The sequence below is a fragment of the Streptomyces sp. YGL11-2 genome, assembly GCF_050054615.1.
Lineage (GTDB): Bacteria > Actinomycetota > Actinomycetes > Streptomycetales > Streptomycetaceae > Streptomyces.
The window spans coordinates 116,122-137,371 of the sequence record NZ_JBNHIN010000019.1 but is presented as its reverse complement, the minus strand read 5'-3'; the positions used below and the strand labels follow the sequence as shown (position 1 = coordinate 137,371).

At 70.7% G+C, this 21,250-nt stretch carries 15 protein-coding genes and 1 tRNA gene; 8 read left to right on the top strand and 8 right to left on the bottom strand.

Annotated features, from left to right (window positions below):
- The first annotated feature begins 87 nt into the window (after window positions 1-87).
- From ACO1BR_RS22635 to ACO1BR_RS22620, 4 genes are all read left to right on the top strand, one after another.
- Window positions 88-1,104: a FecCD family ABC transporter permease gene (locus tag ACO1BR_RS22635; RefSeq protein ID WP_426796895.1), complete on the top strand. Its 1,017-nt coding sequence runs from the start codon at window positions 88-90 to the stop codon at window positions 1,102-1,104.
- Window positions 1,101-2,225: a FecCD family ABC transporter permease gene (locus ACO1BR_RS22630; protein WP_426796894.1), complete on the top strand. Its 1,125-nt coding sequence runs from the start codon at window positions 1,101-1,103 to the stop codon at window positions 2,223-2,225. Before ACO1BR_RS22635 ends, ACO1BR_RS22630 begins: the two co-directional genes overlap by 4 nt.
- 116 nt (window positions 2,226-2,341) lie before the next feature.
- A complete protein-coding gene (locus ACO1BR_RS22625; protein ID WP_426796909.1) occupies window positions 2,342-3,133 on the top strand; it encodes an ABC transporter ATP-binding protein in 792 nt (263 codons plus the stop codon).
- A gap of 183 nt (window positions 3,134-3,316) precedes the next feature.
- The gene (locus ACO1BR_RS22620; protein ID WP_426796893.1) at window positions 3,317-4,375 is read left to right on the top strand and encodes an ABC transporter substrate-binding protein; all 1,059 of its coding nucleotides are present in this window, start codon (window positions 3,317-3,319) and stop codon (window positions 4,373-4,375) included.
- Between the two features lie 145 nt (window positions 4,376-4,520).
- Here the strand turns inward: ACO1BR_RS22620 and ACO1BR_RS22615 are convergent, their stop codons facing one another.
- Window positions 4,521-5,681, bottom strand: a complete 1,161-nt coding sequence (locus ACO1BR_RS22615; protein ID WP_426796892.1) for a hypothetical protein — start codon at window positions 5,679-5,681, stop codon at window positions 4,521-4,523.
- A 433-nt stretch (window positions 5,682-6,114) separates the two neighbouring features.
- Here ACO1BR_RS22615 and ACO1BR_RS22610 point away from each other — a divergent pair, with 433 nt between their 5' ends.
- Complete coding sequence (locus tag ACO1BR_RS22610; protein ID WP_426796891.1) at window positions 6,115-8,634, top strand: helicase-associated domain-containing protein; 2,520 nt, start codon at window positions 6,115-6,117, stop codon at window positions 8,632-8,634.
- Window positions 8,635-9,254: 620 nt separating this feature from the next.
- Here the strand turns inward: ACO1BR_RS22610 and ACO1BR_RS22605 are convergent.
- The gene (locus tag ACO1BR_RS22605) at window positions 9,255-9,515 is read right to left on the bottom strand and encodes a hypothetical protein (RefSeq protein ID WP_426796890.1); all 261 of its coding nucleotides are present in this window, start codon (window positions 9,513-9,515) and stop codon (window positions 9,255-9,257) included.
- A 32-nt stretch (window positions 9,516-9,547) separates the two neighbouring features.
- Window positions 9,548-10,030, bottom strand: a complete 483-nt coding sequence (locus ACO1BR_RS22600) for a glycine-rich domain-containing protein (RefSeq protein ID WP_426796889.1) — start codon at window positions 10,028-10,030, stop codon at window positions 9,548-9,550.
- A gap of 651 nt (window positions 10,031-10,681) precedes the next feature.
- Between ACO1BR_RS22600 and ACO1BR_RS22595 the strand changes: the two genes are divergently transcribed.
- Window positions 10,682-11,788, top strand: coding sequence for a helix-turn-helix domain-containing protein (locus ACO1BR_RS22595; RefSeq protein ID WP_426796888.1), 1,107 nt, complete (start codon window positions 10,682-10,684; stop codon window positions 11,786-11,788).
- A 437-nt stretch (window positions 11,789-12,225) separates the two neighbouring features.
- The gene (locus ACO1BR_RS22590; protein WP_426796887.1) at window positions 12,226-12,432 is read left to right on the top strand and encodes a hypothetical protein; all 207 of its coding nucleotides are present in this window, start codon (window positions 12,226-12,228) and stop codon (window positions 12,430-12,432) included.
- A 2,000-nt stretch (window positions 12,433-14,432) separates the two neighbouring features.
- On the opposite strand, the gene ACO1BR_RS22585 is transcribed toward ACO1BR_RS22590, so the two are convergent.
- The 5 genes from ACO1BR_RS22585 to ACO1BR_RS22565 all read right to left on the bottom strand — a co-directional run bounded on the left by ACO1BR_RS22585 (window position 14,433) and on the right by ACO1BR_RS22565 (window position 19,347).
- A complete protein-coding gene (locus ACO1BR_RS22585) occupies window positions 14,433-14,540 on the bottom strand; it encodes a hypothetical protein (protein ID WP_426796908.1) in 108 nt (35 codons plus the stop codon).
- Between the two features lie 48 nt (window positions 14,541-14,588).
- Window positions 14,589-14,660 (bottom strand) — tRNA-Asp (locus ACO1BR_RS22580).
- A gap of 132 nt (window positions 14,661-14,792) precedes the next feature.
- Window positions 14,793-15,665, bottom strand: coding sequence for a hypothetical protein (locus ACO1BR_RS22575; RefSeq protein WP_426796886.1), 873 nt, complete (start codon window positions 15,663-15,665; stop codon window positions 14,793-14,795).
- A gap of 126 nt (window positions 15,666-15,791) precedes the next feature.
- Window positions 15,792-17,096 carry a DUF3631 domain-containing protein gene (locus ACO1BR_RS22570; RefSeq protein WP_426796885.1) on the bottom strand — a complete coding sequence of 435 codons (1,305 nt, stop codon included), beginning with the start codon at window positions 17,094-17,096 and terminating at the stop codon, window positions 15,792-15,794.
- Between the two features lie 553 nt (window positions 17,097-17,649).
- Window positions 17,650-19,347, bottom strand: a complete 1,698-nt coding sequence (locus ACO1BR_RS22565) for a recombinase family protein (protein WP_426796884.1) — start codon at window positions 19,345-19,347, stop codon at window positions 17,650-17,652.
- Here ACO1BR_RS22565 and ACO1BR_RS22560 point away from each other — a divergent pair.
- Complete coding sequence (locus ACO1BR_RS22560) at window positions 19,319-21,022, top strand: DNA repair helicase XPB (RefSeq protein WP_426796883.1); 1,704 nt, start codon at window positions 19,319-19,321, stop codon at window positions 21,020-21,022. The two genes, ACO1BR_RS22565 and ACO1BR_RS22560, sit on opposite strands and share 29 nt — an antisense overlap.
- The last annotated feature ends 228 nt before the right edge of the window (window positions 21,023-21,250 follow it).

The window sequence follows — 21,250 nt, the reverse complement described above, 5'->3', positions numbered from 1 at the left end:
CTGGCCTCCGGCCACCGGCCGGCCGACGCCCCCGGGCGGCACCGCCCGCCCCCCCCCGTGCGAAAGGGACCCCGAGCCAGTGAAGCCATGCCGGTGAAGCCGAAGCCCCGGATGCGGAGCCGACGGCTGGTCCTGACCGCGCTGGCGGTGCTGGCACTGCTGCTGGCGGTGCTCTTCTCGCTGGCCGTCGGCAGCCGTGCGTTCGCGCCGTCCGAGGTCGTCGCGGCGCTGTTCCGCGGCGGCAGCGGCGATGCCGCGCAGGTCGTGCGGTTCCTGCGGCTGCCGCGCACCCTGATCGGCCTGATGGTCGGCGTCGCGCTCGCCCTGGCCGGCACGGTGATGCAGGGCCTGACCCGCAACCCGATCGCCGACCCCGGCATCCTGGGCATCAGCCAGGGCGCCTCGGCCGCGGTGGTGGCCGCCATCGCCTTCGCCGGGGTGCACACCCTGACCGGTTACGTCTGGTTCGCATTCGCCGGCGCGGGCATCGCCTCCGTCGTCGTCTACGGCATCGCCACCCGCGGCCGCGGAGGCGCCACCCCGGTCAAGCTCGCCCTCTCCGGTGCCGCGATCAACGCGCTGCTGGTGTCGGTGTCGATGGCGATCCTCACCACCAAGGCCGCGGCGCTGGACGAGTTCCGGTTCTGGCAGGTCGGTTCGCTCACCGGGCGGGACGCCGCGGTGGTCGCGCAGATCTGGCCGTTCCTGCTGGTCGGCGCGGTGCTGGTGCTGTCCGTGGCACGCGGTCTGGACGCGCTGGCGCTCGGTGAGGACGTCGCCCGGGGGCTGGGCCAGAACGTCGCGACCGCACGGATCGTGGGCGGGCTCGGCGCGACCGTGCTGACCGGCGCCGGGGTCGCGGCGGCCGGCCCGATCGCCTTCGTCGGCCTCGCCGTACCGCATCTCGCCCGCGCGGTCGTGGGCGGCGACCACCGCTGGACGCTCCCGATGGCGGCGCTGCTCGGGCCGGTCATCGTGCTGGTCGCGGACACCGTCGGGCGGATCGTCTTCCCGCCGTCGGAGGTTCCGGCGGGTGTGATGACCGCGCTGATCGGGGTGCCGTTCCTGGTCACCCTCGTACGGCGCAGGACGGTGGCGGCATGACGGTCCCGACAGCCACCGCGCCCCCGCCGACGTCCGCGGTCCGCCCCGCCGGCCACGTCGTGGTCCGGGCCGGCCGCGCCTCCTTCCTGGTGCACCGCCGCGCGACCGTGGTGGCCGGTGCGCTCGCCGTGCTCCTGGCGGCGGTCTGCGTCGCCTACCTCTGCGTCGGCGAGAGCTTCGTCGCGCCCTCCGAGGTGCTCAAGGTCCTGCTGGGCGAGCACTCCTCCCACGACCTGGTCGTCGGCACGCTGCGGCTGCCGCGGATGACCGTCGGCCTGCTGGCCGGGGCGGCGTTCGGCGTGGCCGGCGCGCTGATCCAGACCGTGGCCCGCAATCCGCTCGCCAGCCCGGACATCATCGGCGTCACCCAGGGCGCGGGCGCGCTGACGGTCGGCTCGATGACCTTCGGCATCACTCCCCCTGTCTTCGGCGGGGGGACCCCCACGTACCCCGTGCTGCCGTACCTGTCCGTGGCGGGCGGCGTGCTGGCGGCCGTCCTGGTCTACGTCTTCGCCTGGCGGGGCGGACTGCACGCCACCCGCTTCGTCCTCATCGGCATCGGCTTCGCGGTCGCGCTCCGCTCGGTCACCCAGCTCTTCCTCACCAAGGGCGACTACCTGGTGGCGCAGCAGGCCCAGGTGTGGATGACCGGCTCGTTGAACGGGCGCGGCTGGCCGGAGGCGGCGCCCCTGGGGTGGGCGCTGCTGGCCCTGCTGCCGGCGGTCCTGTGGGCGGCGCGCGCCCAGCGGACCGTCTCCCTGGACGACGACACCGCGACCGCGCTGGGCGTCCGGCTGGGCCGCACCCGTCTCGGGCTGGTCGCGGTCGGCGTGGTCCTGGCGTCGATGGCGACGGGCGCGGCGGGCCCCGTCGACTTCGTGGCGCTGCTGGCGCCGCAGATCGCCCGCCGGGTGACGCGGACCGCGCAGCTCCCGCTGCTCGGTTCGGCGCTGCTGGGCTCCGTCATCGTCGTGCTGGGCGACCTGCTCGCCCGCAGGCTGCTCGCGCCGACCGAGCTCCCGGTGGGTGTGCTGACCGCCGCCGTCGGCGCCCCGTATCTGATCTGGCTGATCGTCAGGGGCCATCGGGTCCGTGGCCGTGCCGCAGGAGGAAGAGCGTGACCGAGCGAGTGGGTGCCGGGGAGCGTGCCGCCGCCGGCGGGAGCGTCCCCGCCGACGCGGACGAGGCGGCGGACGGCGGACGGGACGGCGTCCGGGCAGGGCCGGGCGGCGCCCGCCTGACGGCCCGCGAACTGACCCTGGCCTACGAGGACCGCATCGTCGTCGACGGGCTGGACCTGGACGTCCCGCACGGCGCGGTCACCGTCGTCGTCGGCCCCAACGCCTGCGGCAAGTCGACGCTCCTGCGCGCCCTGGGGCGGCTGCTGCGGCCCCGCGGCGGCGCCGTCCTCCTGGACGGCACGGACCTCGCCCGCATCCCCACCAGGAAGATCGCCCGGTCGCTCGGCCTGCTCCCGCAGACGCCGGTCGCGCCCGAGGCGATCACCGTCGCCGACCTGGTCGCCCGTGGCCGCCAGCCGCACCAGCGCTGGTGGCGGCAGTGGTCGGAGGCGGACGAGCGGGCTGTGGCCGAGGCGATGGCACGTACCGGCATAGCGCCGCTGGCCGACCGGCCGGTCGACGAACTCTCCGGGGGCCAGCGCCAACGGGTGTGGATCGCCATGGCCCTCGCCCAGGACACCGATCTCCTCCTCCTCGACGAGCCGACCACCTACCTCGACATCTCCCACCAGGTCGAGGTCCTCGACCTCATCCGCCGGCTCAACCACGACCGCGACCGCACCGTCGTCGCCGTCCTCCACGACCTCAACCAGGCCGCCCGCTACGCCGACCACCTGGTGGCGATGAAGGCGGGCCGGATCGTCGCCCAGGGGCACCCCGGGAAGGTCGTCACCGCCGACCTGGTCCGCGAGGTCTTCGGCCTGGACTCGGTGGTCGTGCCGGACCCGGTGACGGGTTCCCCGCTGGTGGTCCCGGGCCGCCCGTGGGAACGCCCGTCGGACGACTGACCGCCCTGCTCCCGCCCGCCCGCCCGCCTTGCCGGGCGCCCCTTCCCGGGTACGTCTCCCCGACGCGTATCGCTCCCCCGTCGGGTACCGGTCCCCGCCTGACACCGCTCCCTCCCTGTACCGCTCCACCCCGATACCGCTCCACCCCGCCTTCCGCCGCCGTACGAGCCGAAAGGACATGCCATGTCCCGCTCCGCAGCCGCCACCAGGCACCACACCACCACGGCCGTCGCCGCCGCCACCGCACTCGCCGCCACCGCGCTGCTGCTCACCGCGTGCGGCGCCGGCGACGGCCAGGGCTCCGCCGCAGGCCCCGACGGCTCCTTCGCTCCTGCCGACTGCCCGGCGCGGCCCGCCACCACCTGGCCCGCCCCCGCCACCGGCAACGGCCCCCACAAGATCGCGACGGCCATGGGCGAGGTGTCGGTCCCCGCCGCCCCGCACCGCGTCGTCGTCCTCGACACCGCCGAACTCGACTCGGCGATCACCCTCGGCGTCACCCCCGTCGGCGCCACCCGCTCCGACGTCGCCTCCGGCTTCCTCGACTACCTCCCCAAGGACAAGCTCACCGGCATAAAGGACGTCGGCAAGATCGGCGCCCCCGACCTGGAGGCGATCGCCGCCCTCAAGCCCGATCTGATCCTCACCAACAAGGTCCGCGACGGCGGGCGTTACGACCAGCTCAGCAAGATCGCGCCCACCGTGATGACCGAGTCCACCGGCTATCCCTGGAAGCAGAACTTCGCCGTGCACGCCGCCGCCCTCGGCAGGATCCCGGAGGCCAGGCGGGCGGTCGCCGCGTACGCCGCGCACGCCGGGAGGGTCACCGCGGCCCTCGGCGGCCCGGCCGCGGCGAAGCGGCTGCGGACCAACGTCGTCCGCTTCATCGAGGGCGCCGACACCCGCATCTACGGCTGCCGGAGCTACATCGGCACGATCCTCGCCGACATCGGCACCGGCCCCACCTCCGTCGTCAACGGCTCCAAGGACGGCCTGATGGTCGAGATCAGCCCCGAGGAGATCAACAAGGCCGACGCCAACGCCCTCTTCTACGCCGCCTACGGCAGCCCGGAGAAGTCCAAGGAGACCCAGATCACCGCAGGCCCCCTCTGGAAGAACCTCCGGGCCGTCAGGAACGGGAGGGCGCAGCGCGTCGACGACCAGCTCTGGATCCAGGGCATCGGCTACACGGCGGCCGGCACGATCCTGGACGAGGTGCAGCAGAAGCTGACGAAGAAGTGAGGGGCGTGCGGGACGTCAGGGGCGTGAGGGACGTCAGGGACGTGGCCTGAGACGCGGCGGGCGACGGCACCACTCCGTGGCCACCCGGTGCGGACAGACGCCCGGCCGAGGCGGACGGCACGGCTGGTGCGGACGGCCCGCCCGTTCACCCCGCCGTCCGCCGCATCCGCCACAGCAGGAACAGGGCGGAGGCGACCGCCGCCACCCGCACCACGCCCGGCAACTCGGCGAACAGCTCCGGGCCCAGCCGCCCGGGGGCGATCGGATCGCCCCACCGCCCCTCGAACCGGCCCCACGTCCACACCACCAGCCCGCCGACGACGATCCCCGGCACGCCCAGCGCCGCGAACTTCGTCTCGGTCCGGCTCAACCTCCGCGACACATACGCCAGCCCCCAACCGCCGGCCAGCGCCAACCACGAACCCGTCACCGCCCCGGCCACCAGCAGCAGCACGGCCAGCGTCGGTACCGGGCTGAGCCAGGCCCGCAGCGGTACCGGGCCCGCGGCCTCCTCGGCCTCCCCGTCGTCCCCGTCTGGCTCCCCCGCCGCCGCGGTGCGCCGCCGCCCCAGCGTCCGCCGCAGCAGTGCCGGCAGCATCCGCCCGCGCCCCGCGCCGCCGTCCGCCCCGTCACCGCCCGGCTCCTCCGACGCCGCCCCCGAGCCCTCACCGCCGCCCTCTTCGGCCTGCTCGTTCTCCGGCCGCTCCCAGATCTCCGGAACCTCGATGCCGCCGACGAACCCGGGCACGGCGTCGCCCGCCCCGTACGGCTCCGGTTCCACCCGCCACCAGTCCGGCGGGTCCTCCTCGTCCCCCAACTCGTCCGCCCCCGCCAGATGCGGCGGCGAGGCGGCCGGCGCTGCCTCCGGGACGGCCGGCTGCGCACCCCGCTTCTTCAGAAGCCCCGGCCGCCGCCCCGGCTCCGCCCTCTCCCCGTCCCCGTCTCCGTCCCACGGCTCGGGCGACTTCCCGAGCAGCTCGCCGATCCGCTGCCGCGCCCCGGGCCGCGGCTCGGGCGCCAGATGCGGTACGAGCGGCGAGCCGGAATCCCGGGCCGCCGACGGCTCGCCACCGGGCGGCGCGTCCCGGTCCCGGCTCCCGGCGGCCTTCACCAGCGCCTCCGGCGTCCCCAGCCGCGCCAGCACCCGCTTCACCCCGGGCACCGAGTCGACCTTCTGCGCGTCGATCTCGGCCCGCAGCGCGGCCACCAGCCGCATCCGTTCGCCGGACGGCAGCCCGCGCTGCTGCGCCAGGTCGCCCACCCGGCTCAGATAGTCAAAGACGAGCTGATCGCTCTCGATCCCCACGAAATCCCCTGCGACGTGCGCTGGTTGCTGCCCCGGCTGCCCCGACGGTACTCCCTCGGCCCGCACCGGCACCGCGGCTCACGCGCGCGGCGGCGTACCGCGGCGTACCGAAGCGTGCCGCGGGTGCCGCGGGTGCCGCGGGTGCCGCGGGTGCCGCGGGTGCCGCGGGTGCCGCGGGTGCCGCGGGTGCCGCGGGTGCCGAAGCGAACCGGGACGCGCCGGGGGCGTGGTCCGGCACCGCGTACGGAAGCGTTCCTGCACCGCGTACCGAGACGGCCCGCAACCGCGTACGGAAACAGCCCGGCACCGCCCGCGGAAGCGAGCCGGGCGGCGCGGCGCGGACCCGGCGCGCCACCGCCCCGGCCCCCGGCAACCGAGACCGCACCCGCAGCATGCTCCCCCCATCTCCACCCGCCCGGCTAACGTAAGACGAATGACCACCCCATCCCCCCGCACCCTCGCCGAGGAGCTGCGGAACCGCTCCGACAGTGGGCTGGCCGGTCTGCTGCGGTCCCGGCCCGACCTGCTGAATCCGGTGCCCGGCGACCTGACGCAGCTGGCGACCCGGGCCGGGACACGGGCCTCGGTGGTGCGGGCCGTGGAGCGGCTGGACACCTTCGCGCTGCAGACCGCGGAGGCACTGGCGGTGGCGCCCGACCCGTGCCCGTCCGCGGCGCTCGCGGCGCTGATGGCGGGCGACGCCGGGGATGCGGCGGTGGCCGCCGAGCTGCCGCGGGCGGTGGCGGCGCTGCGCGCGCAGGCGCTGGTGTGGGGTCCGGACGACCGGCTGCGGCTGGTGCGTACGGCGCGCGAGCTGCTGACGCCGAGCGCCGCGCGCCCCTCGCCGACCGGTCTGGGGCCGACCGTCGCGGAGGCCACGGCCGGGATGTCACCGGGCCGGCTCCAGGAGATGATCGCCGCGGCCGGGCTGCCCGCCACCCACGACCCGGTCTCCGCGGTGGCCGCGCTCACCGCCCTCTTCGCCGACCGCCCCCGGATGACCGCGCTGCTGGACACCGCGCCCGCCGATTCCGTCGCCGTCCTGGACAAGCTGCTGTGGGGCCCGCCGTACGGGGCGGTCACCGACCGGCCGGCCGCCCATCTGCGATGGCTGCTGGACCGCGGCCTGCTCCTTCCGGCGGGCGCCCGCAACGTGGTGCTGCCCCGGGAGGCCGCTCTCCACCTGCGCGCCGGGCGCGCGCACCGCGTCCCCGAACCGCAGCCGCCGGTCCTCGCCCCGGTCACCGAACGCGATCCACAGCTTGTGGACAACGCGGCGGCGAGTCAGGCGTTCACGGCGCTGGCGACCGTCGAGGAGCTGCTGAAGGAATGGGACCTCGGCGGCCCGCCCGTACTGCGCGCCGGCGGCCTGAGCGTCCGCGACCTCAAGCGGACCGCCGTCGCCCTCGACACCACCGAGCAGCTCGCCGCCTTCTGGCTGGAACTCGCCTACGCGGCCGGGCTGATCGCCTCCGACGGCGAGGCCGACGAGCGCTACGCCGCCACCCCGGCCGCCGAGGACTGGCTCCAGCTGCCCGACCACGAGCGCTGGGCGGTGCTGGCCGCCGCCTGGCTGCCCGCGACCCGTACGCCGGGCGTGGTCGGCACCGCCGACCCGAAGGGCCGCGCACTGGCCGCCCTCGGCCCGCACCTGGACCGCTCCCCGGCCCCGGAGGTCCGGCGCCGCGCGCTGACCCTGCTGGCCGCGCTCCCGCCCGGCGCCTCCGTACCGCCGGCGGCGATCCTCTCCCGGCTCCGCTGGGAACGGCCGCTGCGCGGCGCCGCGGCGGCACCCGGCACCGGGCAGCCCGCCGCCCCCGAGGCCGCCACCGCCCCCGCGCCCGTTGAGGACCTGCGCTCCCGCCTCGCCCAATGGACGCTCACCGAGGCCGAGTTGCTGGGCATCACCGGACGCGGCGCACTCTCCGCCCACGGCCGCATCCTCCTCGGCACCAGCCCGGACACCGAGACCGACACGGACACCGGAACCGGCCCGCACGCGGCCCATGCCACCGCCCGCGCCGCCGCCCTCCTCTCCCCCCTCCTCCCCGAACCCCTCGACCACGTCCTCCTCCAGGCCGACCTGACCGCCGTCGCCCCCGGCCCGCTGCGCCGCCCGCTCGCCGAGGCGCTCGGGGTGCTCGCCGACGTCGAGTCCAAGGGCGGCGCCACGGTGTACCGCTTCACCCCCGCCTCCGTACGCCGCGCCCTGGACGCCGGCCGCTCCGCCGCCGAACTCCGGGAATTCCTCACCACCCACTCCCGCACCCCCGTGCCCCAGCCGCTCGCGTACCTCATCGACGACGTGGCCCGCAAACACGGCCGGTTGAGGATCGGCGCGGCCACCGCCTACGTCCGCTGCGACGACGACGCGCTGCTCGCCGAGATCCTCGCCGACCGCCGCGCCGCCACCCTGCGCCTGCGCCGCCTCGCCCCGACCGTGCTCGCCGCCCAGACCTCCCCCGACCAACTCCTCGACGGCCTGCGGGCGATGGGCTACGCCCCGGCCGCCGAGTCCGCCGCCGGCGACGTCCTGATCGCCCGCGCCGACTCGTACCGCACCCCGCCCCGCACGGCCCCCGCCCCGGTGCCCGACGGCCCGCCGTCCCCCGACCGCACCCTCCTCGAAGCGGCGGTACGCGCCATCCGCGCGGGCGACCTCGCCGCCACCGCCGAACGCAGACCGGTACCCGCCGGCCCATCGGCCCCGGGCGCCCTGCCGCGCACCACCTCCGCCGAAACCCTCGCCACCATGCAGGCCGCGGTCCTCACCAGCTCCCCCGTCTGGATCGGCTACGTCAACGCCGACGGCGCCGCCAGCCAGCGCGTCATCGCCCCCGTACGCGTCGAGGGCGGCTTCGTCACCGCCTACGACCACACCTCCGACGAGGTCCGCACCTACGCCCTCCACCGCATCACCGGCGTCTCAGAACTGGCCGACGACTCGGTCTGAGCACCGGGGGGCGACGCCGCCCCATCGCCCTCGTCAATCTCCCCCATCTCCTCGATCTACTCGATCTCCTGGACCTCGTCGATCTCGTCGATCTCCTCTGTCTCCTCGATCTTCGCGGTCTCCTGGCCGGAGCCGCTCCCCGAACCGATTCCGGTAGCCAATTCCCCGAACCGATTCCGGCAGCCGATTCCCGGAACCGATTCCGGGAGGCGGGTCCGCGAGGGAGTCTTGAGAGGGAGCCTGGAGAAGGAGGGGCCCGGGCCAGGAACCCTGAAGGAACCCTGCAAGAGGGCGCCCGCACGGATCCCGAAGGCGCTCACGGCTCTCGCCGCACCGGCCCGCCGTATCGGTGCGATGCGGCACACTGGACGTTTGGCCGTACCCACGGCTCCCCCGGCTCCGCGGTTCCCGGAGCCGGCACCGGCGGCCGACCGCCGGCAAGCGACACCGGAAAGCGAAAGGCGAGGCGCGTGAACGGACCTCTCATCGTCCATTCGATCAAGCGTGACGCACATACTATGCGTACTCCCCAGCAGTAGCCGCAGTTCCACTGCGTGAGCAGCAATAAGCCCCGCCCGGCGCACCAGGAAGGAGCGCGCAGACGGGGCCAGTTGAGACGGTCAGTCCTCGTTGGGCGGAATGATGAAGCCCCGCGTAGGACCAGACTGTGGCTTCCCAGGAGGCTCTGGGTTGGCTTCCCTGAACTTCGCCACGAAGGCGGTTAGGACGTCAGCGGTGATGTCCTTGCGGGTCGCGGGATCGGCACTGTCGTACACCCGCCACGCGCCCGCCGCGTGCTCCGGATCCTCCGGGGCGACGACTCCCGGGATGCCGAGCCGCCAGAGCGTGGCGTCCACCTGCCGGGCCTCTTCCGCGTTCATGACCTCACCCTTCCGCTGTGCGTTCGGGGAGCCTATTCACCATCACCGCCGTGCGTGGCGCAGTTGCCGGGGTTGATCGGGCCGCAGCCTCCCGGCTGCGGCGTGTGGGAGCAGTTGGCCGCCACGGAGACCAGGGCTTCAGTTGGCCCCGTCCACAGTTCGCGGTCCACACGGTGCCCTGCCTCCTCGATCAGTGCCATCGTTCGCGTCAGTGCCTGCGGCTCGTGGCGCTGGGAGTCGGGCCGCTCCGGGTAGTGGTGCACGAAGCGCCCCAGGCCCTCGCACAGCTTGGCGTACGGCCCGGTGTGCAGAATCAGGGCGTGCCAGCCCTCGTCCACCACGTTCGACGGCGTGATCTTCACGGTGGGGAACTTGGCCGCCGTGTGGACGAACTTCAGCGCTTCCGTGCTGATCCGAGCCGCCGTAGCCTCGTCCATGCCCGGGTTGTTGTCGAGAACCGTTGCGACGACACCCCCGAACACGGCAGGGGTGAGTAATGCGCGTACGTCCTGCATGTGCGTGCCTCCTTGTTGTGGTTCGTCGATAGCCCGTCCCGACTGCTGACCTGCCAGGGTTTCCCGCAGTCGGGGCGGGTGTTGGGTGCTTCGGCTTTCCTGGGTCCGAAGCGGTTGCCCTCACCGCCCAGGACGGCACCCCAGTGAAGGGACGGACCGGGGCTTGAGCCTGAGCCCGTCAACTCAGACCGGGCACGTCTGCCCGTGCTCGAAGGCTTGCCGGTCGGGGGCTTTCCGACCGACTGCCACGGGGCAGCAGGCCGGCGTATTCGAGCCGGAGGGACTGGTTCGGCGGTGGTCACGACGACTCGCCGTGCCCCCGGCGGTGATTCCGGATCTCCCGAGCAGCAGCGCAGGCGGCAGCCCAGTCGTTCCGCTTCCGGTCCTGGTCTCGTTGGAAGTCCAGTGCGGAGCACACCTTGCATCCGGGCGCCGGGGTACCGTCCAACAGCCAGCCATCCAGAGGTAGTTCTACAGACGGTTGGCTGTACCGAATCGGGTTGCTCATGGCTTCTCGCCGTCCCCTCGCGTGTCGGTGCACGGAGCATCCCGCCGCGCGATGGCACGCCGTAGGGGCATTCCTAGGGGCAAGTGGGCCACCAGCGACCAATGTTGATCCACCAGTGTCAGCCGTAGGGGCAAGATGGACTCATGGCCATCGGGGAACTGATCACGGACCTCCGGAAAGCGCGCGGCTGGTCGCAGGGGCGGCTGGCGTCAGCGATCAACGATGCCTTCGGCACGAATCTGGACCGGGAGTACATCAGCCGCTGGGAGCGTTCCAAGGTGACGCCGGGGCCGTTCTACCTCCGGTGCCTCTCGGCCGTCCTCGACGTGCCCCTAGCCGTGCTGGAGGGTGAAGTGAAGCGACGTAAGTTCCTCTCCGATGTGGCGGCGACCGCCATAGCGCCGGTAGTCGCCTCGGACCTGCTGACCCTGGGATTCAGCGCCCGACTTGCCGGCGGACCTTCCGGGGACGACTGGGAGGGCAAGCTGGCCACGTACGGCACCGAGTACATGAGTCTCGGCGCCGCCGACATTCAGCGGCGGGTTTCCAGCGAACTGGTCGTCGTCCAGCAGCAACTCGACAATCCACATCTCTGGTCTGTCGCCTCCCGACTCATGACCCTGTACGCCAAAACGTTTCCCGGCTCTGACGGCTCCAAGGCCGTGAACTGGTATCGCATGGCCGCCAAAGCCGCCGACCAGTCCGGGGACGATCAGGCCCGGGTGTGGGTCCGGGGCCGTGCAGCAATCGCGCTCGGGTACGAGGGAGCTTCCCTTGGCATCGCCGACGCGCTCGCCGATCAGGCAATGGCCATCAGCGACAAGCCATCACTGGGGCTCCTCAACGCCATCATGGGCAAGGCCCACGCGGCAGCAATCCGCGGCGACCATGCCACGGCGCGGAAACTGATGGACCAGGGACACCGAGTCTTCGACAAGGCCGCGTCGTACGAACAGACCTCGGACTACGCCGTGCCGTGGTGGCGCATGAATGTTTTCGTCTCGCTGCTTGCCGCACGACTCGGAGAAGAGGGCACGGCGGTAGAGGCGCAGGAAGCGGCTCGGCGGGAGTTGCCCGCCACGCTGCCTCGGTTTGCAACGCACCTTGAGATGCACAGGGGGCTCATGCTCGCCCGGTCGGGAGACAAGGCCGGGGGGGCGGCGTACGCCAAGGGCGCGCTCAACGCATTGCCACCCGAGAAGCACTCGCTAACGTTGCGGCTTCTCATGGCGGAGGTAGAGGCGGCCTAAGAAGGTGGATGTCCATCCGGGCGCGTCCTGATACCGGAGGGAGTGTCGAGGTCCAAGCCGAAACCCCCGTGAGGGGGCTCTACGGACGACTCCTAAAGCACCCACTCCAGGATGTTTACGCAGGTCAGATAGGCATCAGGCGCTGGTTAAGCCTCTTTGAGGGACCTTGGAACCCGTACAGAATTCGAGCCGCTATCACGCTTCGGTCTTCCGGCCCGGCAAGAAGGGGGCCGCCCCCAGGGCGACAAGCCCACCGGACCTGCCCGTGACGGCGCCTCAGGTACGGGCGACACGTTCGGGTGACATGAAGTTAGTCCGTTTGGCGGACGGGAAAGCCTTTAAACAGATCTGAAACACCCCAGGGCGCCCTGATCAAGACACCACGCGGTCACGTGCGCATGCCGCCGCTGCCCGCAAACGGACAGAAGGGGCCCGCCATGCGGCGCACTCTCCGTATTCTCGCCACCACCGGGCTACTGGCCCTGCTCACCTTCGGCCTCGCCGCCCCAGCCCAAGCTGCGACCGCGGACACCACCACCGGCCCGCACGCTCCCTCTCTAGTTCACGGTGTTGTCAGCGAGCCCCGAGAAGTCGAGGTTGAGATCCTTATCGACGTGACGGTAATCGAGGAACAGGGGGTGTAGCTCCAGCCCCATCGGCCTTGCCCGTCCCTGGGCCCGGCCGCTTCCCTGCCACCAAGCTGCGTCCGACGGTCTTCGTCACACCCGCCGCCACACCCCCGGCGCTAGGACCACCTTTATTCCAGCTCTCCCGGATGCCGCCCCTCCGGCCTCCGCCTGGACACCCACCTCCGCCGAGCCGCCGAACCCTCCGCGGACGACTTCCGCGCGTGATGCCAACCGCACAGCGCCTGAAGGTTCGCCGGATCATGGTCGTCGCCCGGGACGACGTGATCCACGTCCGTGGCCGGCGCCGTACACCGCGCCCCCATGTCCCGCAAGACGGCTGCGCACTGGAAGCCATCCCGCTTTTTTCAGGACGGACAGGCGACGGACCGACCAGTCCGCGGGGAGGCGGGAGCGCCGGTTGCTGCTGTGCCAGGACATAGCTCTTCCTCTTCTGCCACCCCTCAACCACTCCGTGGTAGAGGTCGTCGACAACTTCGACGGTATCTCCGTCGGCAAGATTGTTTGTGCAGGTCAAACGCCCATCAGCAAGCCTCGCCATGACCAGATTGGCGCCCGTTTCGGGGAGAGACCGGGCAGTGATCAGCCAGTTCATATATCGCCCTGCGCTGCACTACCAGGCATGACCAACAGGAAGAACGAGCACCACCAGCGCCCCCGGTTCGAACTGCGTTGGTATGGGCTGCACTTGACCGTTTAGCGCATCCCGGCATGGATCCTTGTCCTGATCGCGTCAGCCGGCGGAGCCGCGGGGACCTGGTGGGCGCAGCGGTAGGGCCTAGTGACCACCCCTTGTCGTACCCGCCCGGTAGAGTCATGGGAGCTGGGTTGCGAGGAGGTGACTGATGGACGTGCCGCGTCCCCGTATTGCTGATGCGCTGCATGACGGCCACTTCGCAGAGGGATGGGAGTACGAGCTAGACGACTTGGCCCAGACGAGCGATGAGAATGTCCTCACGGACTTTGCACTTGCAGCAATTACACAGAGGCCAACGACTGCTCATATCGCTACCATGCGGCGCCTGGTCGACTGCGCTAGGCGTGGCGGAATGTGGGTTGTCTCCGACCCCTACTCCGGTCCCGATTACTTGGCGCATGAGGGCGATTCCCTTCTCGCCATAGAGGCAAAGCGTTATCGTAGCCGGACGCAGCGGGCGCGCAAGCGCCTTGAAGTAGCCGTTTGTCGCCTAATTTGGGCAGACACAGTAGCGGAACGTCGTTCGGCAGCCAGGGAGTTCCTGGCAGCCATCGCAGAACTGGTAGCGCAGTTACTCGGATTCTTCGTCCGAGTCGTGATGCTGCTACTTTCCCGCGCCCTCGGTCGTACGCACAACGAGGACGTTCTCGTCTGGCGGCCCGAACCCATAGACGAGACACCACAGATAGCCCCCCGAGGACCTAACCCTGCCTTCCCCGTGACCACCTACCGGGGCGGGCACCGCTGCAGTGCGCTGGGGAGCGCCGTACTAGCTGCCTGAGTGACCCGCCGACCGCTCAAGGTCGGAAGGCTCATACGCCGTGTTCAAACTGCCGGAAACGGCGCCGTGGGGCGTCGTGCTGGTCGTCGCAATACTCGTTGTCATCATCTCCGGACTCACTGCGCTTGTGCGCTCCATGTGGCCCCAAGACAGCGGCGATCGGAAAGAACTGCTGCAGGGATGGCAGCGCGAACGCGCCCGCCGCCGACGGCAGAAAAACCGGAGAGAGTAGGCCGTGCGCTGGAAGGGTGGGGGCGATTACATGTGAAGCCCCCGCCAGCCAGGGCGGCCGTTGAGCATGCTGGCCCACCATTCGGCGTAAGGTGCGGCGCGATGGTTAGGCAATACGGGGATCTCATGCTGTCCTGAGGTCATGAGCCGAACGAGTGACACCACTGACCATCCGCAGCTCGAACTCCGCTGCGGAGGGCTCCACTTGACCGTCCAGCGCGTCCCTGCATGGCTCGTCGCGCTCGCTACAACAACCCTCGGAACAGGGGCCGCCTGGTGGAGCAGCCGCTAAGCGGCGGAACCGAACTCCGTGCTCGCCTTCAACCGGTGACACCCCCGACACAGCACCTGCACGTTGCCGCTTGCGTCCTCGCCGCCAAGCGCGAGGGGCCGCACGTGACCCACGCCCACAGCGTCCGCGACGAGTCATCTACTTCATTACAGCGACCCCGGCCGGAATCGAACCGGCGGCCACCCGATCGACAATCGGGCACTCTCCCACTGAGCTACGGGGCCAGGCGCTCAACTCCCGCGCGGCATCCCGGAAGACACCGGGGCGCGCGGGAGGAGCCGGGCGGCGCGCCAGTGACCGTTGCTGCAGCTTGCGGGTGGCGGGGCCCGGTATACGTACAGGCCCCGCCATACGTCCTAGCGGGTGCTGGGGAGGAGGTCCTTGGCCTCCGCCGGGGACATGTCCACCGGTACCTCCAGGGTCGTCACCACACGGCCTTCAGCCCGCTCCAGCAGTTCAACCCGCCGGAGCCGCTTCCGGTCGCCGCTCCAAGGAAGGTTAAGAGACAGAAGCTCACGCGCCCACACGGGCGGCTTGGCCTCCAGCTCCTCCCGCGACATAGCAGCCCAACGCCCGGTGGCCACAGGATGGTTGGAGCCCAGGAGTCGGTTCAGGTTCGCCCATGCCTCGTGCGCCTGGTCGAACCAGCGGCGATGGTCGCTGTCGGCCGGCGGGGCCATGCCGTCCTGATCCCGCCCAAGGCCCAAGTCCAGCGTGACCTGCGCCAAGTCGTTCATGACACGGATCCAAGTGTGGAACGCAGCCTCCGCCTTGGCCACCGCCTCCCGCGTCTTGTCCTGGAGACCATCGAACTTGGCAATGAGAGCCGCCCGCGTCTCCTCCAGGACCTCGGGATCCTTCAGCACCTGGTCGTACTGCCCACGCGCCCCGAAGGCCAAGTCTGCGCGGGCCTGGCATGCCAGCAGAGCGTCTGCTCGGCGCGCGTCGACGTCCATGGGCTTGTATGCGCCCTTGGGCTTCGGGCCCTCGCCCGCCAGATGGGCGCGGTGTTCCGCCAACCGGGCGCGCTCAGCCTGCTCGCCCTCATGGCGGATCATGTACCAGGCGTCCAGTGCGTCACTCGCAGAGTCGCTCAGTTCCACGACCTTGGCCCACGCTTCGTGTACCCGTGCAGGAGCCTCTGGAAGGTGGGCAGCGTTCTTCGTGTGGGAGTTCAGCAGATCGCGCAGTCGGCCCGCGCGAAAGTCCAGGTCATCGCGTCCACTCATCACTATTCTCCAATTCGTTCTGGAAGCTGAAGTCATGCGAAAGGGCCGCCATTTCGACAGCCCTCAATGCCACGTATCGCCGTTCAGTTGTCCCGCTGTCCCGTCCTGTCCTGTCGCGTTCGGCGGTCACCGCCGTTGACCGAACACGTCAGCCTGCTCGCTGTGCGGCGGAGCCTCCCGTGCGTCGGCTTCTTCCTCCATAGGCGCGAGAACGCGTTCCCAGGCATCGCGGAGGTCGGCCCACCGCCACCCGTACGCCCGTCCGTTGGCGACGCGGACACGGACCGACTTCAGTCCGTGCTCCCGGAGCAACAGCCCCACGTCCTCCGGCCGTAGCTCCTCCCGGCCGTCGAACCTTGAGAAAGCCAAGGGGTCCAGTTCGAGGGCGGCGCTACAGGCGTCGTCCCGGCTGATGCCGGCCGTGACCCTGCCCCGACGCTCCAAGTCGCCGTAATGGGCCCTGAGGGCTGCCAGGAGCCGCATGGAGGACGAGGTGACGGCTCTGTCATGAGCGTCTTCTCTGGCAGCCTCCAGAGCCCCCATGCAACGTGCGGGCCAGCCACTCCCGGCAGCACTGGCCACGGCCCACAAGCATGACCAGATCTCGTGATCACGCCCGTCCACTACGTTCATGACCGCCGGGTCCATCAGACCCTCCAGGAGCTTGTCCGAGGTGGCGAACCTCCACGCCATGTCACGCGCCCAGTGGGCCACCGACTCCCGGATTTCCGCCAGCTCCGCGTCATGCGCCATTGCGAAGTACGGCCGGGGCCGTTCCTCGCTTCGAGCCCGCGTCGTGTGGATGACGAACGTGCGGGTCAGGAGGGCGTCCGGCAGCCGAGCGGTGGCAAGGCCAGCGAACGCGACCGGCGCGAAGCAGGGGTAGCGGACCACCTCGGCTTGCCTGTCCTTGTGTGCCCGCAGCACGGCTGCACCGCGTTTGTACCCGGCGTTCAGGATGATCGTCAGGTCGTCCTGACTCGCGGCGGAGTTCGCCGAGTACGTTCGGTCCAACTCGTCGGGGAACAGCACCACGGGGTACGCGCCCATCTCCTCCGACGCTTCCGCCGCCGCGATGATCCGAAGCATGGCCGCCGACGACATGGAACCTACGTCTTGGCCATTGGCGACCAGTTTGGACAGAACCTCCAGAGTCCGCGTCTTCCCGGACCCGGGAGCACCGGAGAAGACGCCGAGCCGTGGAGCAATGGGAAGACCGGGGCATTGGGTGAGCAGGTGCGTGTAGGCGGTCCACAGAACGGCCACCGTGAAATGGTGCGGGCTGGGAAACCACACGAACCGTCGTAGCGCCGTTTCGATGGCGTCCAGGGCTTCCGCACCGGTCGGGATCGGAGGCTCCGCCTTCGCCTCGGCTTCCGCCAGCTTGTCAGCCTGAAAGGCGCAGCCGTTAATTTCGACGATCTGCGTCATGCGACCACCGCCGGAACGAGACGGTAGGAACGACCCCGATACGGGGACGCGTCGAAGATGACTCGCCCCCGCTTCACAACGTCCGAGCAATGCGCGCCACGGGTGCCGTAGTGCGTGTGGGCGTCAGTGGCGGAGTTCCCAGCGCCATGGATGTGGATGCGGGGGCAGTAAGGACACTCGACGCGGAACGTCCAAGGTTCTCCAGGGGCCTTCGGCGACACCAGGCGCGCTGGCGCGTGGGGCAGTTCTTCGGTGTGGCTCATGCCGTTGTTCCTCTCGATGATGCCCCGGGCGTTCGCCGGGGTCACCCCCATCCACTTGGAGCCGTGACACATCCACCGGAATCGTCACGGCGAGGTGGGGGGTTATTTCCATCAGCTGGGGGCCGTGACACCAGTGACCGAGGAGAGCTACACGCGGCTCTCTACGGCAGTCCGCCGCGCTCGGCGGGACAGGACGGGACAACGGGACAATCGATGAGGTCGCGTCCGGGCATGAAGAACGGCCCGCTATCGCAAAGGCAATAGCGGGCCGTTACAGCGCTCACGCAGGCTTACGTCATCTCAAGATCGATGGCGGCAGTGACTTCGTGGTCAACCTCCGCCATGTCTTTACCGTCTGCGGAGGCGCGCCGGAGCTTGCCCTCGTCCCCGAAGAAGACAGCGAGCCGTGAAGTGTCCAGCCTGCGCGCTCCACGCTTCGCCGGAGCCACTTCCACGTACGCCCCGGCGTCCAGGAGAAGGTCCCGCTTGCCCTCCACGCTCGCGGCTTTCCACAGATCGCCGTACGTCCGGCCGGTGGGCACTGCTTCCACCCCGGCGGGCTTGGCGTTGCGTTGCATGTCCTTGAGCGACGCAAGCCGGTCCTCCAGCTTCGCGTACTGGTCGGCGTACCGCTTCGCGCCGTCGTCCCCCTTGAACAGCCCGCGCTCGTAACGGTCCTTCTCAAGGTCGCTGAGCGCTTCCTCGGCCTGTCGGATCTGCGGGTGGAAGTCCTCGCCCGCGTGCTCCACCATGCGCACGACTTCCGCCCCGCCGAGCGTCTCAAGGAACAACTCCGTCACGTGCCCCTCGGTGTGCTCCGCGGGGACGGACGGGCCGTAGCACGCGCCCTGTTCGCCGGTGCGCTGCCGTTGCTTCAGGCGCCCGATGCAGCGGTAGCGAAGTTTCCCCCTGGACGTGAACGTGTACATGCGGGAGTGGCACACGCCGCAGTACAGGACCGCACGGAGCAGGGACGTGCCGTGGCGGCGCTGATCGCCGGCACCGGCTCGTCGCTTCAGCTCGTCCTGCAAGGCGTGCCACGTGTCCATGTCCAGGACCGGCGGGCGTGAGACGAGCGGGAGACCGTCCGTGCGGAGGATCGGCTTGCCGTCCTCGATCACCTGGCCCAGGAGCTGCGGGTTGGTAAGCAGGCTCTTGAGCGTGGTCGTGTACCACTGCTTGGAGTCGCTGTTCTTGCCGGTGGACTGACGTGAGGAGTGCCCCGGCGACGGAACGCCGGCCTTGCTCAGGTCCGTTGCGATCTTCATGAGCGAGTCCTTGGCCAGGACCCGCTCCACGATCTCGCGGACGGTCTTCGCCTCTTCCGGGTTGATCACCAAGACGCGTCCCGGGCCGTCGGGGTTCGGGGCGACCTGGTAGCCGTAGGGCACGCGTCCGCCGGTCCAGCGGCCTTCGCGGCGCAGGTGCTCGTGAGCGTTGGAGACGCGCATGCCGATGGTGTCGGATTCCAGCTCGGCGAAGACGGCGATCACCTTCGCCATGGCGCGGCCCATGGAGGACGTGAGGTCCAGCGGCTCGCTGGCCGACGCGAGCGCCACACCCTCGTTCTGCGTGATCTTCATGATCTCGGCGAAGTCGACCGTTGATCGGGCGAGACGGTCGATCTTGAAGAAGACGATCACGTCGAACTCGGCGAGGCGCGCCAGGATACGCTGGAGCCCCGGGCGGTCCAGTCCGCGCGAGTAGCCCGAGACGTCGATGTCCTCCTCTATCGCCACGATCTTCCAGCCGCGCGCTTCACACAATGCCTCGCAAGCCGCGCGCTGGCGCTCTGGAGAAGTGCTTTCCTCGGTTTCGCGCGATAGGCGAACATAGAGAGCGGCGCGCATTCCCGGCGCGTCGGCCGAGACGCCCTTGCGGCGTCGGGCACGGGGCATGGCCCGCACCTGAGCAGGAACGGTGTCTGTCACCTGAGCGATCCTATCCACGGAGGTATGTGTGTCCTGCTTGATCGTCCAGAGCGACAAGACGCTGCTGCTGGAGGTGGACCACGAGCTGGCGGCCGACTGTCGGCGGGCCATCGCGCCCTTCGCCGAGCTGGAGCGGGCGCCGGAGCACATCCACACATACCGGGTGACACCGCTCGGGCTGTGGAACGCGCGGGCGGCCGGGCACGACGCCGAGCAGGTCGTGGACGCGCTGGTGCAGTTCTCGCGGTATCCGGTGCCGCACGCGCTGCTCGTCGACGTCGCCGAGACGATGTCGCGCTACGGGCGGCTGACGCTCACCAAGCACCCCGCGCACGGGCTGGTGCTGTCCAGCACCGACCGCCCCGTACTGGAGGAGATCCTCCGGTCGAAGAAGGTGCAGCCGCTCGTCGGGGCGCGGATCGACCCGGACACGGTCGTGGTGCATCCGTCCGAGCGCGGGCAGATCAAGCAGACGCTGCTCAAGCTGGGCTGGCCGGCCGAGGACCTGGCCGGCTACGTGGACGGCGAGGCGCATCCGATCCACCTGGAGGAGAACGGCTGGGCGCTGCGGCCGTATCAGCAGCAGGCCGTGGAGGGGTTCTGGCACGGCGGTTCGGGTGTCGTCGTCCTCCCGTGCGGTGCGGGAAAGACGCTGGTGGGCGCGGGCGCGATGGCGCAGGCCAAGGCCACCACGCTCATCCTCGTCACCAACACGGTCTCGGCCCGGCAGTGGAAGCACGAGCTGGTGAAGCGGACGTCGCTGACCGAGGACGAGATCGGCGAGTACAGCGGTACGAAGAAGGAGATCCGGCCGGTCACGATCGCCACGTACCAGGTGCTGACGACGAAGCGGAAGGGCGTCTACCCGCACCTGGAGCTGTTCGACTCCCGGGACTGGGGCCTGATCGTCTACGACGAGGTGCATCTGCTGCCCGCGCCGGTCTTCAAGTTCACCGCCGACCTCCAGGCCCGGCGACGGCTCGGGCTGACCGCCACCCTGGTGCGGGAGGACGGCCGCGAGTCGGACGTCTTCTCGCTGATCGGCCCCAAGCGCTTCGACGCGCCGTGGAAGGAGATCGAGGCGCAGGGCTATATCGCCCCGGCGGACTGCGTCGAGGTGCGGGTCAATCTGACCGACTCGGAGCGGCTGGCGTACGCCACGGCCGAGACCGAGGAGAAGTACCGCTTCTGTGCGACCACGGACAGCAAGCAGCGGGTGACCGAGGCGCTGGTGCGCCGGCACCACGGCGAGCAGACGCTGGTCATCGGGCAGTACATCGACCAGCTGGACGAGTTGGGCGAGCACCTGGAAGCGCCGGTGATCAAGGGCGAGACCACCAACGCCCAGCGCGAGAAGCTCTTCAACGCCTTCCGGGAGGGCGAGATCTCGGTGCTGGTCGTCTCCAAGGTCGCCAACTTCTCCATCGACCTTCCGGAGGCCACCGTCGCGATCCAGGTGTCCGGCACCTTCGGCTCCCGCCAGGAGGAGGCCCAGCGCCTGGGCCGGGTGCTGCGTCCCAAGGCGGACGGCCACGAGGCCCGCTTCTACTCGGTCGTCGCCCGCGACACCATCGACCAGGACTTCGCCGCCCACCGCCAGCGCTTCCTCGCCGAACAGGGCTACGCGTACCGGATCGTGGACGCGGACGAGCTGCTGGCAGTGGGAGAGGCCAACCCGGCAGGTGAGGACGAGCCGGCGGGAGCGGGAGAGGACGACCCGGCACCGGCGTGAGCCACTCGCGTAACCCACCGGCACCCACGGGCACCCGCCGGCGTGACCCAGCCGCCGGCTTCCGCGCCCTGCTCCCGCGTCCCAGCTGAACGCTGGTGACCAGGGAGTGGTGAGCGGGCGATGGTGAGCGGGCACTGGTCACCAGGCACTGGTGAGCGGGTTCTGGACAGCGGGTGCCGTGACCGGTCGCCGGCGTGCGGCACCCGCGCGGCTCCGCGGCCCGCGCTC

What these genes read in the sequence shown, in the direction of transcription:
- ACO1BR_RS22635 (WP_426796895.1), top strand. Translation starts at nt 88, where the DNA reads ATGCCGGTGAAGCCGAAGCCCCGGATGCGGAGCCGACGGCTGGTCCTG.
- ACO1BR_RS22630 (WP_426796894.1), top strand. Translation starts at nt 1,101, where the DNA reads ATGACGGTCCCGACAGCCACCGCGCCCCCGCCGACGTCCGCGGTCCGC.
- ACO1BR_RS22620 (WP_426796893.1), top strand. Translation starts at nt 3,317, where the DNA reads ATGTCCCGCTCCGCAGCCGCCACCAGGCACCACACCACCACGGCCGTC.
- ACO1BR_RS22610 (WP_426796891.1), top strand. Translation starts at nt 6,115, where the DNA reads ATGACCACCCCATCCCCCCGCACCCTCGCCGAGGAGCTGCGGAACCGC.
- ACO1BR_RS22605 (WP_426796890.1), bottom strand. Translation starts at nt 9,515, where the DNA reads ATGAACGCGGAAGAGGCCCGGCAGGTGGACGCCACGCTCTGGCGGCTC.
- ACO1BR_RS22600 (WP_426796889.1), bottom strand. Translation starts at nt 10,030, where the DNA reads ATGCAGGACGTACGCGCATTACTCACCCCTGCCGTGTTCGGGGGTGTC.
- ACO1BR_RS22595 (WP_426796888.1), top strand. Translation starts at nt 10,682, where the DNA reads ATGGCCATCGGGGAACTGATCACGGACCTCCGGAAAGCGCGCGGCTGG.
- ACO1BR_RS22590 (WP_426796887.1), top strand. Translation starts at nt 12,226, where the DNA reads ATGCGGCGCACTCTCCGTATTCTCGCCACCACCGGGCTACTGGCCCTG.
- ACO1BR_RS22575 (WP_426796886.1), bottom strand. Translation starts at nt 15,665, where the DNA reads ATGAGTGGACGCGATGACCTGGACTTTCGCGCGGGCCGACTGCGCGAT.
- ACO1BR_RS22570 (WP_426796885.1), bottom strand. Translation starts at nt 17,096, where the DNA reads ATGACGCAGATCGTCGAAATTAACGGCTGCGCCTTTCAGGCTGACAAG.